This window comes from Paenibacillus sp. strain BS8-2 (assembly GCF_054483835.1).
On record NZ_CM137010.1, the window covers coordinates 2181074 to 2197108 of the forward strand.

The window sequence follows — 16035 nt, forward strand, 5'->3', positions numbered from 1 at the left end:
GAAATAGTGGAAAGAGAACCCTATCGCTATGTAGGAGTAAGAGGGTCATGTGGTGCGATCTTCGGACAGGGGATCAAATCCCCTCGCCTCCACCAATATGAAAAACCCGACCTCGTGAGGTCGGGTTTTTGCTTTATAAGTGTTGAAAATTTTGATAAAATGTATATACGTTATAAAGTTGTTACATTTATAAGGTATAACTGTTCGAAGGTCGATCATAATATAGGAAGGAGAATAAATATGAATGGTGTGATCAAAGTGACAAATGACAGGCAGAATGTGAAGCGATATTCTCGTAAAATCGGAAGAATGGGCAATAGCTTGGGAGTAAGCTTGCCAAAAAGATTGACTGAAAAGTTGAATGTCTCACAAGGCGATGAGGTTGAATTTATTGAAAATGATCGTGGTGAAGTGGTATTGAAAAAGGTTCGGCAAGTTCAACTCCCCGATAATGTAAGACCAGAAGTTCTTGAAGCGTTTTTTGACGTGTTTGAAGAAGATGAAGGTATCCTTGAGGATTTAAGGGATAGATGAAATGACAACATTCCTAACCAAAGAAGAGGTTATTTCTGCCCACTACTTCTTGATGAAGAAAATGAACGACGCAGACCAAGCGGGTGTAAAGGATCACGGCCTGCTGGAATCTGCGGTACATAGACCTCAGCAAAGTGTTTTTGGGGAAGATGCTTACCCAAATTTATTTGACAAAGCCGCTGCCCTACTGGATTCTCTGGTGAAGAATCATTGCTTCCACAATGGCAATAAACGGACAGCCTATCTGGTTACAAAATCATTCCTCATGTTGAATGGAAAATATCTAAGCATGGAACGTAAATACGCAGTGGAATTTATCGTGGATATTGCAAAAGGAATTCATTCGTTGGGCACTACAGCAAGCATATTAAACGAACATTCTGTCGACAGTTGATTCGTAGGGGCGTTTGCTCGGGTGACATCAAAGCATCCTGATCCTGGACGTAGACGGTCACAGTCGAAACCAGCTGAAAGACGATGTATAATGTAAGTGTCTCTGGCTTCACATCATTACATCGTACGTTGAACAAAGGCTCTATAACCGAGGCGAAGGGCAGTGGAAGACAATTGCTGGCCGCTAGGACGATTGTAATGTAGATGCTTTGCCGGTTGCGCTGGCAAGTCGGGGCGGCAGTCAGGTAATCGAGATGAATGGTTAACAGGAAGTGACGCAGTTGGGGAAAAGGTCGAAAAAACAATCCAATACGCCGCGAGTCAAACGAATGAATGAATAGGAAGAGCCGGCTGCAATCAGCAGCGGACAGCTGGCTCAAGACCTATAATGGGAGCTGTCACATCCGCGGATATCGCAAGCATTTTGGCGTTCACACGGGGACGGCCATTACGGAGCTGCGCATGCTAGGGGTGCCGCTATCTGATCGTGCCGTCAGGCGGCTATAGAAAACGAGAATGCTTCAGCTAATGGTAGACAAGCTGGCAAAGAGCGGAGATTGCGGCGCGTACAGGAGCAACAAGAGATTTGGTCTGACGAGAGCTTCGCATATATTGAAGGCTGCACGGGCTGGGGATTTGCATACGGATTGACATGGGACGAATTGGAGAGAGATGCCGATGAGGTCAGCCTGAATGCTTCCATTCTGTCTCAGCAGGGCTGGGAGCAAACAAGTTTCGTGGATGAGTTGTCCCTTTTTGATAAACAGGATGTAAATGAGTTGCCGTTTAATTTTGAAGAATTTATGCGGTACTATGCCACTATAAAATAGCAATTACATCATACACGTTGGAAGGAGAATGGCAGATTGCCCAAGAACAAATATTTGAAATCGTTGCCTGAAGCCGAACTCAAAACCATTCTCCGCGCGGCCGATGATATCATTGCTAGTGGAGGAAGGACACTGCTCGCGCAAATCTTGAAGGGCTCGAAGATTCGTAAGCTGCTGGAGCTCGGATTGGATCGAAACCCATCGTATAGTTATTTTAAGGAGCTTACATTAGAACAGATTATGGACAAAGTGGATCATATGATTCTGACGGGATATCTGGAAACGGAACGTATAGGCAAGCTTCCCATGATCGTGTTTACTCCGCTTGGCTGGGCCCTTGAAAAGGAAAGACGAGCTGAGGAATTTGTACAAGAGTGGAATCATTGGCTGGAGAACAATATCACTCCGATCAGTATGGATGACTTCAAGGATCGCAACCGAGGAATGATGTTCTTGTTTCTGTACAAGATTTTATGTACCGGGGATAAGAAGTATATACCGTTTTTAAAGATGTGGGAGAGTATTGATTATAAAAAAGTGAAAGAGGAAATTCGACGCGTAATCCAGGCGCTGAAGCAAAACGATGTAATGACGGATTCGGAATGGAGACAGCTCGTAACGGAGCGGGCTCAATCATTGCTCGTCAGCTCGCGTGAACCCATATTCTTGATATGTCAATCATGCGAGAGGGTCTTCCTGTTCGACGACACGAATCCAGACTATTATATGAACTCGGGCCTAAACCTGCCAACCGAATGTATCGATTGTTATGGCGGTGACACTGACGAGAGGTAGAGGAGATTCATGCTTCTCCGGGAATCCAGGCTAACTATAAAATTATTGAGGAGTGTAGAACATGGCGGGCAGAAACGACCCTTGTCCTTGCGGAAGCGGGAAGAAGTATAAGCAATGCTGTCTGGTGAAACAATCGGAAGATCAGTCGAGACAGGTGAAGGAACGGCAGTTTTTTGATCGGAAGTATAAATTGACAAGAGACTTCTATTCCTTCTTGGCTCAGAAAAATGGCGGAGAGTGGACGTTCGATCATCAGAAATATAACCTCTTCGACTCTTCTATGGGTAATCTGAAAGAAGGGTTTGGCAACATGCGAGAGTTTTTCTTTCGTGAGTATGATAACGGTATGCGTGGAATCGACTGCTTTCTGGAAGAACGGGGTAAGAGGTATTCCGGTGAAGAGAGGGAAATGCTTGAAAGGTGGAGATCGATGAAGATTTCGTGTTTTCAGATGGTCGATCTGTATGAGCACGGAACGGTAATCGAGGATATCTGGTCCGGCGAACGGTATCACATGCCTTATTGCGAAACAATGGTAAAGCTTCCACCTTGGTCGGTAGCTGCCGGCATGATTGAGCCATTCTTTGATGATTGGTGCATCCATGGGGCTATGATGTGGGGACATCCCAATGTCAAAACGAGGGTATTAGACAGGGTGCGGGAGCTGCAAGAAGAAGCGATACGGACATCCGGCCGCACGCTGCCGCCATCCGATATCATCGCTGGCAACTATTCGGACATGATAAACATGTGCCACAGAGTTGAGAAGGAGTATGGAGGGCGTAATGAACGTATAAATGATACTAGTGAGCAGGTTTATGTGACGCGTAAGTATGCCTGTGAGAATTTCAAGCTTTTAGCGGATATGCTGTTGGACAAGGAGGATCAATTTATTCTCGTACCTGGAGCGAATCCTGTTCAGGAGAAATTCGTGATCAGTCGGGCAGAAAAGTTGGACGCGATATTCGACATGATTCCGGCGGACCGGTGGAAGCGGCTTGGGCTGGATGAGATCCAGATTTCCTATGATCTGGGCCGTATTGAGATCGAGCAACAAATCGTGACTGTCGTCGGTTGGTGGAATGATGAGATGGAATCCATGCTGGACCTCTTAGATTCGGAGATGGCCTGCGCTGTCGGTCTGACTATAATCGACGAACAAAGAGAGTCACATCAATTGCCCAAGAATCTCGTTTTTAAAGGTTGCAACATTATTACAGACAAGGAGCTCTCCAAACAAGAGGTTTCTGCCTATGGCCACCTTCCCGAACTTTTGCAATGGTTCCTAGCTAGAGAGGAGAAGCACCCTGAGGAGAATCCCGAAATGCTTGTGAGGAGTAGAGAGTATGAGCAATATCGTGCTAACCCGGAAATGGCGGATCTGAATCTTTTGCGAGTAGCGCTAGGATTATCTAATAATCCTTATTATAGCGGCAAACCCAATTGAATAAACGAACTGGAGTTGTAATCTCGTGAGTATGTATCCTTACTATTCGATTAAAATCGGCGATATCTCACTCAATATTCCCGATTTCAAGGTTGAGGAGATTAAAGCGAAACATAAGGCTGCCTATCAGTCAAAACTGAATAAAGAGTTTAAGCAAGGTATACCGGAGGAGTGGAAGCCTTATATCCTGAAGCATCGCAATCATGTGAGAGAACTAATAAAAGCAAGGCTTCCGGCTGATTCCTTGCAGAAGAGAACAGAGTCGCTGCTTACGACTTCCGCATTACCTTTACGGTCATATGATTCTGTGTCCAAGTCTTCAATAGATTTGGATAAGACTCTAACAATGGGGTATGTCGAAGTGTTCGGGGTATAGAAAATTATATAACGAAAAAGGAGCTGGAGGAGCTTGTCGCGGCGTTTGAGATTGCTTTTCCCGCGGTACGGCGTACCGTTTCGAAACATTATGATGACATGAAGCGTGAGGGTAAACGCCGGGCGATGGCAGAGAAAAAGCAGTCTATTGCGGCGAGACCAGCATCGCTTCCGGGTCGTAATGATCCATGTTCATGCGGTAGTGGCAAGAAGTACAAAAAGTGCTGCGGATCGGCAGGAGGTTGAGTAAATATGGCGAAAATTCACAAGATTACTTTGACGGATTGGAATGGAGCGGTTCGTGGAAAACCGTATCGCAAAATCGCCGTTCAAGAGAATGCGAGTTTGTATGATCTAGCGGCTGCTGCGTTATCTGCGTTTGATTTTGATAGGGATCATGCGTTCGGATTTTATGATAATCTGAAAAACTGGACTCGGTCGGAGGAAGGATACGAGCTGTTTGCCGATATGGGTGACAAGATGAACTTCCCAGGTGTGAAGAAGGCTAAAGTTAGCACGGTGTTCCATACACCCAAGCAAAAGATGTTGCTATTATTCGACTATGGTGATGAGTGGAGGTTCATCGTTCAATATTTGGAAGATGGAGAACTGAGAGGGATGAAACTCCCTGTTCTCTTGGATTCAAAAGGGAAGGCACCTGATCAATACGGCGGCGTTGTCGACGAGGATGACGAATACGAACCTTAACTGGGATTGTTATGCCACTTCGGACCATCTAAACAGTAGAAATGGCGAATTTTGGTTTTGTATAGTCACGGTTCGCCTCCACCAATACCATCAGAGAAGACGCCGTGTTAAGTGTCTTTTGGGTGTGAATAGAGAATATTTCCGTCTTGTTGGAAGATGATGTTGAAGCTGTCGCTAGGATGTTTCATACCTAGTTGGAGTGATCTGGAGAGTTTTTTAAGACGCGATGGTTGGGTTATGATAAGGCAAACGGGTAGAGATCAATTTACCAGAACACTTTACCAGATGGAGAAGTATTACGTTCAGCGGTATCAAAAGGTACGGGCGAGATTGGCAAAGGGGCCATCTACAATTTGCTATGGAAATCATACGGCCGCGAGGCACGAACGTTTGTTTAGAAGCTGCGAGCATGCGCAGCTTCTTTGCGTTTCTGGCCTCCAGATAAGATCGTGAGAGCAATCATTTCTTTACTTAAGCGTGTATTCGAGTGTAAAGAAATGATCGTATGGATGCCCCGAAACCTTGTTGGCAAAGGATTCTCCCTCTCTGCGGGATGTATCGAATATTGAATCTTTAAGGCGGATTTTGTTCTGATATATTTAGTCTTACCCGCTGCTGAGCAGCTTAGAAAGGGGGGGAGACAAATCGCAAGCTTAGAGGCGTTAGATCACCATGTATCAACAAGCCAGAGACCCAAACGATCATCTGTCCTATGGAAACGAATCATTCGTTACCGGTGGATGTACCTCATGGCTTTGCCTGGTCTTTTGTATTTCATTATTATGAAGTATTTGCCGATGTGGGGAATTCTCTTGTCATTCCAAGACTACAATCCGTTCAAAGGTTTTTGGGAAAGCGAATGGGTAGGCTTAGAAAATTTTAGGATATTTTTTACCTATGGAGACTTTTGGCCATTGCTTCGAAATACGTTGACCATCAGTGTTTTGAATCTCATTTTCTTTTTCCCGGCACCAATCGTGCTGGCCTTAATGCTGAATGAGGTGCGGGCGGAAGCGTTCAAGAAAGTTACGCAGACCATTATTTATTTGCCGCATTTCTTATCGTGGGTTATCGTGGTGAGCTTTACCTTCTTATTCTTCTCCTTCGATATCGGGATTTTGAATAAGGCATTAAATGTTATGGGGTTTGAGGAAATATCCATTCTGTCGGAGCCGCAATACTTCTACGGATTGTTGATCGGGCAAAGCATTTGGAAGGAAGTCGGTTGGGGAACGATCATTTTTCTAGCGGCGATTGCGGGAGTAGATCAACAATTGTACGAGGCCGCAACGGTTGACGGCGCCGGAAGAATACGCAAGATATGGCATGTGACCCTGCCGGCCATCCGCTCCACGATTGTTATTCTTATGATTCTGAAATTGGGCGATCTGCTGGACGTCGGATTTGAGCAAATTTTGTTAATGCTGAACCCTATGGTGCAGAATGTCGGGGAAGTGTTCGACACCTATGTGTATCAGCAAGGTATTCTTAGCGGAAACTTCAGCTATAGTATTGCGGTCGGACTGTTCAAGTCGGTGGCCGGACTCATTCTTGTGGTAGGAGGCAACTATCTTGCCAAAAAAGCCGGCGAAGAAGGATTGTATTAATCATCAAAGGAGGAAGGAGCGATGAAGCACGGAAAACTCCAACTTGGAGATGTTGTTAACTATATCGCATTGACTCTGATTTCATTAATCATGTTATTCCCGTTTTTCTACGTGTTCTCGGTTTCATTAACGGATCCGGATACCTATGTTCAGGGAGAATTTATATTAATACCGAAAGACTTTTCTCTGGATGCTTATAAGTTTGTACTAGGTACGGGCCAACTGTGGAATTCGCTCCAATCAACGGTGTTTATTACCGTGGTCGGTACGATATTAAATCTTTTCTTTACGATGACCTTTGCCTATGTGCTGACCAAAAAGGACATGCCGGGGTGGAAGTTCTTCACTTACATGGTGCTGCTCATTCTGTTTTTTAACGCAGGCTTAATTCCAAGCTATCTGTTAGTCAAAGAGCTTGGCTTAATGAATTCTTTGTGGGCCTTGATCTTGCCGGGATTAACGAATCCATGGGCTCTGTTTGTAGTGCGGTCGTTCTATAAGAGCATTCCCGGAAGCCTTGAAGAAGCGGCTTATATCGATGGCGCTAACGACCTGCAGATCTTTCAGAAAGTCATATTGCCGCTATCAAAGCCAATAATGGCAGCCTTTTCATTGTTTTTTGCAGTCGGCTTATGGAATACTTATCTTTCGGGTATTTTCTTCATCCAAGATCCGTCGAAATGGCCGCTGCAGGTATTTCTATCACAGATGATTATCGAGTCGAATACCAGCATGGGTTCGTCGATTAATTTCGAGGAGTTTAACCGGGTTCCGCCTCCATCCGAGACGATCAAGATGGCTTCTCTTGTGTTAGTTATGCTGCCTATATTGGCTGTATACCCATTCTTACAGAAACATTTTGCAAAGGGCGTATTGCTCGGTTCGGTTAAGGGATAAATAATTATAGAATAGGGAGTCATGTCCATGAACGGAAGAAAAAAATCGGCGATTTTGATATCGGCTATGCTTGTGTTCTTAACAGCTTGCGGAGGAAATAATTCGAACAACGGAACAGATGGAGCTAATGCGTCGGGAAATAATGAACCCACTTCTATAAGTATGTTAGCAGGAGTATGGGGCCAGCCTCCGGCGGATATTTCGAGCAGCACCATATTCAAAAAGCTGCAAGAAGAAACAAACACGAAATTGGATATTCAGGTGGTACCGGTTTCTAACTATGATCAGAATCTCAATTTGGTTATGGCGGCGAATGGACTTCCGAATCTCGTGCATGCATTCAGCAGCAAGGATGCTACGCTGGTCAAAGCCATCAATCAAGGGGCTTTCCATGATCTGAGCGAGTTTGACTTGAGCGCTTACCCTAATATATCAGAAATTCCTGAAGCAATCTGGAACAATTCGAAGATTAACGGTAAGATATATGGCATTCCGAATCCCGTAGGATTAAATGCCGACGGCTTTATGGTGAGAAAAGACTGGCTGGAAAAGCTGGATCTGCAAGCACCGACAACGTTAGAGGAATTAAGAGAAGTATTGATTGCTTTCCGCGAGAACGATCCAGACGGTAACGGGCAAAAAGATACGTATGGATTAGTCGGCAAAGGTCTATCCTTGCAAGGTGCGTTCGGCGTTCATGAGCCGCAATTCGAAGGCGATATGATGTTATTGAACTGGATGACGGATAACTATAAAGAATACTTGACGTATGTGAATGATCTGTATGAGAGCGATGTTATGCCGAAAGAATACTTCCTGATGAAGAACAGCGACATGAAGAATATGCTTGTCCAAGGACTTGGCGGCATGTACAGCACCCCTCTGCATTCTGCTGGCGAATATACGGTAGATATTCAGAAGAAGATTCCTGACGCTAGCTTCATGAACCTGAGTCCGATCAAAGGTCCGGGCGGCTACACGGGTCAACAAAAGCTGGGCTATTACGGCATGTGGCTCATTCCTTCCAGCGTGGAAAAGGAGAAGGTTCCGGATATTCTGGCTTACCTGGACAAAACTGCTTCCGAGGAAATAAATAACCTTATGACTTATGGAATCGAAGGCGTTCATTACGACAGCATAGAAGGCCAGATCGTAGAGGATACGGAAGCTCAGGTCAAGCTGCGTGACGAAGAGGCGGGACAAGGCACGATCGTGTTCCTTAACAAATACAGACCATACAATGACGTTACGAAAAACGGCTTCACGATTGACGGCCTTGAAGAAGAGTTAATTAAAAGTATTGATGAGCACATCAAACTGACTTCCGCGAACCTGTTCGACACGCTGATATCCGAAACGTATTCGGCCCGTTATGCGGATGTATTCAAGGATTTGGAGACAACAATCGTGAAAGTCACGACTGGCGAAGCCAGCATGGAAGAATGGGATCAATACGTAAAACAAATGAAGGCTAATCCAACGGTACAGCAAATGATGAAAGAGTTTAAAGAGCAATACGAGCTTATGAATGGCTAGTTAGCGTCACATAGGGCCTGGGGGATTCTCCCGGGCTTTCTCTGATGATCTTTCGGATTGGCGATAAAAGCCCGCTTAAACGTGGTCGCACATCCTCGAAGTGCTCCGATAGTAGGGATTTTCTCATAACGACACATACAACGAGCTTGCTATATGAGGCGGTTCTTAACCTTCACCTCGTCCTGCAAGGGTTATACGTCTGCCGGACGACGGAAAGGTGGGGGAAGATGATTAGCTTATTACAGCATCTGCTGAAAAAAAGACGTTCCAAGCAATATTTCTATAGACTGATTGGATATGGGCTTGTATCGGTGGTGGTGCCCATTATTTTGATATCCTCCATTAGCTACAATATAACGATCAGCAACATGGAGAAACAAAATTATCAAGCCCGAATGAATATGTTAGGCCAACTGCAATCGCGTGTGGACGAACGATTGGAGTCAGCAAGGAAAGCGTTGTATTCACTATTGTTTGATGCGGATATTGCCAGGGCAGCTCAAGCGAGCGGTAGATCGTTAAGCTCCCAGCAATTGATTGACGCACAAGAAAAGCTTGCTTTGCTCAATCAATCCATTGACGGCAGTTTTGGCGTGTCGGTTTTTTTCGTCGACAGCAACGCGGTGTTGTTCCAAGACCGATATATTACCAAGCTTAATCAGGAATGGATTACGGATTATCCCAAGCACGTACAAGTTGGCGAATGGCAGTACCAGATGGGCTCCAATTACCGAGTGGTTTCCTATACGATCGCGCTGCCAGCCTTCTCCAAGACGCCTCGGGCTTATTTGACTGTGCATATCAATCACAGTGCGTTTGCTGATATTTTAAGGGACATTGATTTTATTGAATGGGGCGATTTGTACTTTTTGGATGCTGAGCTCCAGCCTATATTAAGCAGTAAACAGGGGGACATCTCCGAGAGTCAAGCAGAGAAGGGCATGGAATGGATTGAGGGCAATGATCGGCCATTCGATAGTTGGAAGGATAAGCCTTCTAATCTGACCGCGCTATATATCCAATCAGATAAGACCAGTTATTATACAGCTTTATTGCTTCCGTTGAATACCCAGGGCGGATTTGTAGCCGACATTATATGGATAACTATCTTGATCAGTCTGCTGGCTATTGTGACGGGCGGAGTCATTCTTTACGTCAACTCGAAGAGGCTGTATGCCCCTATTTATCAATGGTTGAAAGCCGAAAATTATACGCAGGAGGGCCAGATCGAGAACAGGGATGAATGGACCTGGCTGCGTTCTAGATGGCAATTGCTCAAAGAGGATTTACAGAAAAACGAACCGGTGCTGAGAAAATCGTTTTTGTCCGCATTGCTGGGCGGTTATTATTCCGAATCGAAAAAAGATCTGCCTGATTTGTTGAATAGGCGCCAAATTACCCATAATCAAAAGTGTGTTGTCTTTATTGTCGATGCCGGAGAATATCTGACGTACAAAAGCTTCAAAGAGGAAGACGAGGCATTGGTTCATGCGGCGATCTCTAATATCTTTGAGGAATTAATTCGCCCTTATCATCTGGAAGGCGATTCGTTCAAGAGATTCGAGGTCAATCAATCGATTTTCATCTTGTATTATCCTCGAGATGCGAGCGATGCCCAAGCCCAGCAAATGACCAAGCAGATTACGCAGGCATTAATTATGTCGATCAAAACGTATCTTAAATTCCCGGCCACCTTGGGTTTAGGAAAAATAAGACAATCCGTGCTCGAGCTCAGGGATTCGTATTTGGAAGCAATAGAAGCCTTGCAGTATCGCATTATCCGGGAGAAAGATCAAATTATAGATATAAATGATGTGATAAAAGTGAGGGATCGGTTCGAATATCCTTTTGATATAAGCAAAAAAATCGTGAAGGAGCTTCGCAGCGCGAATCGGCGTGAGGTTGAAAACAGCTTTAACGAGTTCGTGGATGCGATTCGTCTGAAAACCTATTCGGATCAGACCTACCGACAAATCTTCTTGATGCTGTACGATGCTATGATTCAAGGGCTGAACTATTTCTCTTATGAAGCGGTTAACGAGCTGCTCAACAAAAACGGATATGAAAAAATTCTCCATGCACAGTCATTCACGGAGATTGAACAGTGGTTCAAGCAAGACTGGATTATCTCCTGCTTCCTGCTCATCGAGCGGGAAAATGAAAGTAAAGGAAAGCAAATCATAGAGTCGGCCAAACAATATATCGCGATGACGCTTGACCAGGATCATTCCTTAAATCTCGTTGCAGAGCAGGTGAACTTGAATCCTTCTTACTTCAGCCGATTATTCCGGAAGGAGACGGGACAGAATTTCTTGCAATATGTGTCGTCTATCAAGGCAGATGAAGCGAAGAAGCAGCTCGAACAGACGGATGACCCGATCTACAGTATTGCGGAGAAGGTTGGATATACGGAGCAGACCTTCCGGAGAGTGTTCAAGAGCCAGACGGGGATGTCGCCGAATGAATATCGGAAGAGCTTGCGTTCATAGGACCTAACATCACGCAAGGAATACAAATAGAAGAGGTGAGAAGCGAAGGTGGAAATTTCTTTGTCAGCCATGGAGTGGCAGGTAAAAGGGTTCTGGCCTTGGGTGCCGATGCTGCGAAACAGCGCGGAAACCGGTATGGAACTTATGGGAGTAACGGATTGGATGCCGGCTACCGTTCCGGGGGGCGTACATTACGACCTATTCCGGGCGGGGCTGATCGATAATCCGTACAAAGATAATAACAGCCTTCTGTGCGAATGGGTGGAGCATCGCTGGTGGGTGTATAAAACGGAATTTTCACGGCCAGACATGAAAGGCGAGAAAGTCGAGCTTGTCTTCAAAGGCTTGGATTACGAAGCGATTATCTATATGAACGGACAGTTGCTTGGCGAGCACAAGGGTATGTTCCACCCTGCCGTTATGGATGTAACGGAGTTGCTTAAGCAAAAAGATACGGTTCAGCTCATGATTATTATGAAGCATGTGCCGGATGAGATGGCGCAAATCGGGAAAACGTCGCAGACCTTTACCCAGAAAAGCCGATTCAACTATAAATGGGATTTCTCGACACGGCTGGTCAACATAGGGATTTGGGAAGACGTCGTCTTCAGGGTTCATCAATCTCATTCCATGGACAATGTTTATGTGAGAACAGATGTGGATGCCGAAGGGGAAGGCATTATAGCGGTATCGACGGATATTCGCTCTTGTAGCGGAGTGTCGGGACCGTTGACAATCAGCGTGACTCTGTCGGATCCGGCGGGCAATCGGGCAGGAGAGCAGACGACGGTCATACCTGCGAACGACAGCTCTCACTCAACAGAGCTTCGTGTCCATGCTCCCGAATTGTGGTATCCGAGCGGTTACGGCGCTCAGCCTTTATATGAGGTGCGTATTCGACTAAGCCATGGAGAATCACTGCTCGACGAGAAAATATACAAGGTCGGTATTCGAAGCCTGAAATACGTCAGCAACGTGGACAGCCCCAAGGGTGCGCTCCCTTATACCGTCGTCATTAACGGAAGAAAAGTATATATCAAAGGCGTCAATATGACGCCGCTAGATCATTTGTACGGCAATGTCAGTCTATCTAGATATGAATGGATCATTCGTTTGGCTAAACATGCCAACATCAATATGATTCGCGTATGGGGAGGGGGAATTGTCGAGAAGAAGGAATTCTTCGACTTATGCGATCGGCATGGCATTATGGTCTGGCAGGAATTTATTCAATCCAGCTCAGGCATCGATAATATTCCTTCCAAGCAGCCGGAGTTTCTTGCGTTGTTGGAGCAATCTGCTATCGCGGCGCTTAAGGATCGTCGGAATCATACAAGCTTGAGCGTCTGGAGCGGCGGCAACGAGCTGATGAGCGAATCCCGGGTACCGTCTACTTATGAAGATGAGAATCTCGCGATGCTGAAGGCTCTGGTCGAAACCTACGACTCGCAGCGGTTGTTCCTGCCTACCTCAGCCTCCGGTCCTGTCGAACATATTACCCGTGAGAAGGGCGTAAGCCACGATATACACGGATGGTGGAAGTATGAAGGGAATCCCAATCATTACGAGCTGTATGGAGAGTCGGATAATCTATTCCATAGCGAGTTCGGAGTCGATGGATTAAACGCGGCGAAGAGCATTCGGAAATTTTTGAGCGAAGCGCATCTTGCTCCTGCGACTATGGAAAATAACAGCGTGTGGCGCCATCATGGCGAATGGTGGGATACCTACAGCCGTGAGCTGAACATGTTCGGGGCCGTGCCTGACCTTGAGACGTTCGTCGCATGCAGTCAATGGATCCAGTCGGAAGGACTGCGTTTTATATTGGAGGCTAACCGCAGGCGGAAGTTCCGGAATAGCGGCAGCATTATTTGGCAATTAAACGAACCTTGGCCAAACGTATCCTGCACCAACCTGGTCGATTATTACGGTGAGGGGAAAATGGCCTATTATTCCGCCAAAAAAGCATTCTCGCCCAATCATGTATCGCTTGATTACCGCCGCTTGCATTACAAGCCCGGAGAAATCTTCCAGGGAGGCGTCTATGTTCATCGCACGGGAGGCTCGGAGCAATCCGCAGTGACTGCCCAAGTGCTGAATGCGCAAGGGGAGCTGCTTTACGAGCAGCAATTCCAGGGAGTCTCCGAAGCGGACAAGGCACTTGAGATCGGCGAGCTTGTGTTCGAAGTGCCGCAAACGAGAGAGGAGCTGTTCTTTGTACGATTGACGTTAGAAGATGCTGCCCCTAACGGACACCGCAACTTGTATATATTCTCCATTCGCGATGAGACCGTTTATGCGCCTGCGCTGGAACTAGAGGACTCCAGACTTGATATAGAATGGGTTGAACAATGGACGCACGAGAGTTCTGATGGGACAGAGTACAACTATCGTTGCCGGATTACAAATTCAGGTGCTAAGGTTGCCTTGCATCTCTATCCGGAAGAAAGAAGTGACCGGTTCTGGCTGATCGCTGATGGTGCGTACGAAAGCTTGTTCCCTGGTGAATCAATGGCGATGACGGTCACTTGCGTGGAGAAAAAAGGGCTGCTTTTTGAAGCTCAATCAGTTAAGACAGACTTATTGACCCAACCTGTCATCGAGATTAAAGGCTTCCAAAAGCGCTCGGCCATGGAATGATCATTTGCCTATGCGCGCCGATCGAATTCTGAGATTCCGGGACAAGGAGAGAGAACCGTTGAGTCAACCGAATATACTGCTTATTGTGGCCGATCAACTGCGTAAAACAGCGGTTGGCGCCTACGGAAACCGGGATGTACAAACACCGGTCATCGACAGATTGTCGCGGGAAGGCGTAACCTTTACCAACAGCGTATCTGCGTCGCCCGTCTGCGCCCCTTATAGGGCCACTTTGCAAAGCGGTCTATATCCACACCAGCATGGGGTTAGGAGCAATTCGGATTTATTCAAGCCTAGTTTCAAAGGCGTGGCGGAGTATTTTGCCGAAGCAGGGTATGAAACCTGTTTTGTCGGCAAATCCCATTTCGGCCTGGACGAGATCGAGGACAAGGACGGATGGGTAAGGCCGGAGCATCGAGTCGGCTGGAAACACTGGTACGGAACGGGTGGAGACCATCACTGGGATACGCCGATATATGACGACCTGGGCATGCTGGACACGAAATATTACGGTCGATACGGAGCCGAAGTGCGCAGCGAAATCGCAATGGACTTTATCGAGCAGCATCATCATCGAAGCAAGCCTTGGCTTATGCAATTGAATTACAGCGAGCCGCACATTGCCACGATGCCGGCCTTGTACGGGCTGCCGGCAACGCGAGAATATATACGCGAGTTGAACAAGAGTCTGGAACTTGGATTGACAGAAGAGATGCTGAATGTCGCCAACCCGCTCAGATTTTGTGGCACATTTCCTCAGTCGCTGCTGACCCAATTGCTCCCGCAGCGGTATTTGGATAGGTATGACGAATCAAAGTTGATGCTGGATCCGAATGTGCCTGAACGCTTCCGCAAGCTTACCAGCATATTTCTGAAGGAATGCTACGCGATGATCACTTGCCTTGACGAGCAGATCGGGCGCGTAATGGCTTGTCTAGAGCGGACGGGACAATCCCGAAATACGATTGTCATCTTTACATCTGACCATGGCGACATGTTGAGTAACAACTTTCTGCGCGAAAAGAGCTTGCCGTACCAGAATGCTTACCGTACGCCATTCATCGCGTGGGGGCCGGAGGCAGGGGTTCCTTCGGGAAAGGGGACGGACGCGCTTATCAATTCGGTGGACATGATGCCCACGTTGCTTGAACTGGCAGGAATAAAGCCTGAAACGAATTTGCCGGGCGTATCGCAGGCTTCCTGGATGACTAGCGGGGAAGGCGTTTGCCAACAGGATGTTTTGCTTGGCGTCGGCAACTGGCGAGCTTTGTTTGACGGTACTTATTTCTACGCGGTCGAGAAAAGGAATTCTGTCATCAAGGCCCACCGCCTGATTCATACCCAAAACGACCCGTATGAAACGGAAAACCTCCTCGATGATGATTTTGGAGGCGCTTATACCGATCTGCAAACATGTATGCACGAACGTTTGTTTGTTCGTTTGGCCGAGGTCTATGACGATTATTTTTCTACTTCGGTGAATTAGGCAAAGAAAAAAAGGCATCCAACCCTATTTTTGGGGGAGTGGATGCCTTTTTTGACATTCGTTCGATGGCGAGTTTGACTATATAACAGGCGTATTTAACTCGGTAATAGTGGCGGACACTTGTATGAAAGAATCGATCTGGGCAGGAAGTGGCAGGAAATGAAAGCGATATTTCGGGGTTGACATAGCCAAGGTGAAGTGTGTATTCTTAGGAAGTGGTTAATTGGATGACCCAATTTATGAAGAACGAAAGAACGATGATGGATTACCGTCAGATCGTATATAATAATGGAATGGC

Annotated in this window: 15 protein-coding genes; all 15 read left to right on the forward strand. The window is 46.4% G+C overall.

Features of this window, described 5'->3' with window-relative positions; translation table 11 throughout:
- Positions 1–240 precede the first annotated feature (240 nt).
- The 15 genes from ACX1C1_RS09600 (at position 241) to ACX1C1_RS09670 (ending at position 15737) form a co-directional block, all read left to right on the forward strand.
- Entirely contained in the window at positions 241–534 is a 294-nt protein-coding gene (locus tag ACX1C1_RS09600) for an AbrB/MazE/SpoVT family DNA-binding domain-containing protein (protein WP_458956856.1), read from the forward strand.
- A 1-nt stretch (position 535) separates the two neighbouring features.
- A complete protein-coding gene (locus tag ACX1C1_RS09605) occupies positions 536–928 on the forward strand; it encodes a type II toxin-antitoxin system death-on-curing family toxin (RefSeq protein ID WP_458956857.1) in 393 nt (130 codons plus the stop codon).
- 332 nt (positions 929–1260) lie between these two features.
- Positions 1261–1434 carry a hypothetical protein gene (locus ACX1C1_RS09610; protein ID WP_458956858.1) on the forward strand — a complete coding sequence of 58 codons (174 nt, stop codon included), beginning with the start codon at positions 1261–1263 and terminating at the stop codon, positions 1432–1434.
- A gap of 50 nt (positions 1435–1484) precedes the next feature.
- Positions 1485–1757 carry a hypothetical protein gene (locus ACX1C1_RS09615; RefSeq protein WP_458956859.1) on the forward strand — a complete coding sequence of 91 codons (273 nt, stop codon included), beginning with the start codon at positions 1485–1487 and terminating at the stop codon, positions 1755–1757.
- Between the two features lie 36 nt (positions 1758–1793).
- Entirely contained in the window at positions 1794–2552 is a 759-nt protein-coding gene (locus tag ACX1C1_RS09620) for an RQC-minor-1 family DNA-binding protein (protein WP_458956860.1), read from the forward strand.
- 61 nt (positions 2553–2613) lie between these two features.
- Complete coding sequence (locus ACX1C1_RS09625) at positions 2614–3999, forward strand: YecA family protein (RefSeq protein ID WP_458956861.1); 1386 nt, start codon at positions 2614–2616, stop codon at positions 3997–3999.
- A gap of 25 nt (positions 4000–4024) precedes the next feature.
- Positions 4025–4375, forward strand: coding sequence for a hypothetical protein (locus ACX1C1_RS09630; protein ID WP_458956862.1), 351 nt, complete (start codon positions 4025–4027; stop codon positions 4373–4375).
- Positions 4376–4500: 125 nt separating this feature from the next.
- Entirely contained in the window at positions 4501–4620 is a 120-nt protein-coding gene (locus tag ACX1C1_RS09635; RefSeq protein ID WP_458956863.1) for an SEC-C metal-binding domain-containing protein, read from the forward strand.
- A 6-nt stretch (positions 4621–4626) separates the two neighbouring features.
- Entirely contained in the window at positions 4627–5082 is a 456-nt protein-coding gene (locus tag ACX1C1_RS09640; RefSeq protein WP_458956864.1) for an IS1096 element passenger TnpR family protein, read from the forward strand.
- A 914-nt stretch (positions 5083–5996) separates the two neighbouring features.
- Positions 5997–6689: an ABC transporter permease gene (locus ACX1C1_RS09645; protein WP_458956865.1), complete on the forward strand. Its 693-nt coding sequence runs from the start codon at positions 5997–5999 to the stop codon at positions 6687–6689.
- A 21-nt stretch (positions 6690–6710) separates the two neighbouring features.
- Positions 6711–7586 carry a carbohydrate ABC transporter permease gene (locus ACX1C1_RS09650; RefSeq protein ID WP_458956866.1) on the forward strand — a complete coding sequence of 292 codons (876 nt, stop codon included), beginning with the start codon at positions 6711–6713 and terminating at the stop codon, positions 7584–7586.
- Between the two features lie 27 nt (positions 7587–7613).
- Positions 7614–9122, forward strand: a complete 1509-nt coding sequence (locus ACX1C1_RS09655) for an extracellular solute-binding protein (protein WP_458956867.1) — start codon at positions 7614–7616, stop codon at positions 9120–9122.
- A 227-nt stretch (positions 9123–9349) separates the two neighbouring features.
- The gene (locus ACX1C1_RS09660) at positions 9350–11611 is read left to right on the forward strand and encodes a helix-turn-helix domain-containing protein (protein ID WP_458956868.1); all 2262 of its coding nucleotides are present in this window, start codon (positions 9350–9352) and stop codon (positions 11609–11611) included.
- A gap of 69 nt (positions 11612–11680) precedes the next feature.
- Positions 11681–14251 carry a glycoside hydrolase family 2 protein gene (locus tag ACX1C1_RS09665; protein ID WP_458957645.1) on the forward strand — a complete coding sequence of 857 codons (2571 nt, stop codon included), beginning with the start codon at positions 11681–11683 and terminating at the stop codon, positions 14249–14251.
- Positions 14252–14309: 58 nt separating this feature from the next.
- The gene (locus ACX1C1_RS09670) at positions 14310–15737 is read left to right on the forward strand and encodes a sulfatase-like hydrolase/transferase (RefSeq protein ID WP_458956869.1); all 1428 of its coding nucleotides are present in this window, start codon (positions 14310–14312) and stop codon (positions 15735–15737) included.
- Positions 15738–16035 lie beyond the last annotated feature (298 nt).

Excerpts from the sequence above, each read along its gene's own strand:
- ACX1C1_RS09635 (WP_458956863.1), top strand. The coding sequence starts at position 4,501 with ATGGCAGAGAAAAAGCAGTCTATTGCGGCGAGACCAGCATCGCTTCCG.
- ACX1C1_RS09605 (WP_458956857.1), top strand. The coding sequence starts at position 536 with ATGACAACATTCCTAACCAAAGAAGAGGTTATTTCTGCCCACTACTTC.
- ACX1C1_RS09640 (WP_458956864.1), top strand. The coding sequence starts at position 4,627 with ATGGCGAAAATTCACAAGATTACTTTGACGGATTGGAATGGAGCGGTT.
- ACX1C1_RS09665 (WP_458957645.1), top strand. The coding sequence starts at position 11,681 with ATGGAGTGGCAGGTAAAAGGGTTCTGGCCTTGGGTGCCGATGCTGCGA.
- ACX1C1_RS09610 (WP_458956858.1), top strand. The coding sequence starts at position 1,261 with ATGAATAGGAAGAGCCGGCTGCAATCAGCAGCGGACAGCTGGCTCAAG.
- ACX1C1_RS09650 (WP_458956866.1), top strand. The coding sequence starts at position 6,711 with ATGAAGCACGGAAAACTCCAACTTGGAGATGTTGTTAACTATATCGCA.
- ACX1C1_RS09625 (WP_458956861.1), top strand. The coding sequence starts at position 2,614 with ATGGCGGGCAGAAACGACCCTTGTCCTTGCGGAAGCGGGAAGAAGTAT.
- ACX1C1_RS09660 (WP_458956868.1), top strand. The coding sequence starts at position 9,350 with ATGATTAGCTTATTACAGCATCTGCTGAAAAAAAGACGTTCCAAGCAA.
- ACX1C1_RS09655 (WP_458956867.1), top strand. The coding sequence starts at position 7,614 with ATGAACGGAAGAAAAAAATCGGCGATTTTGATATCGGCTATGCTTGTG.
- ACX1C1_RS09600 (WP_458956856.1), top strand. The coding sequence starts at position 241 with ATGAATGGTGTGATCAAAGTGACAAATGACAGGCAGAATGTGAAGCGA.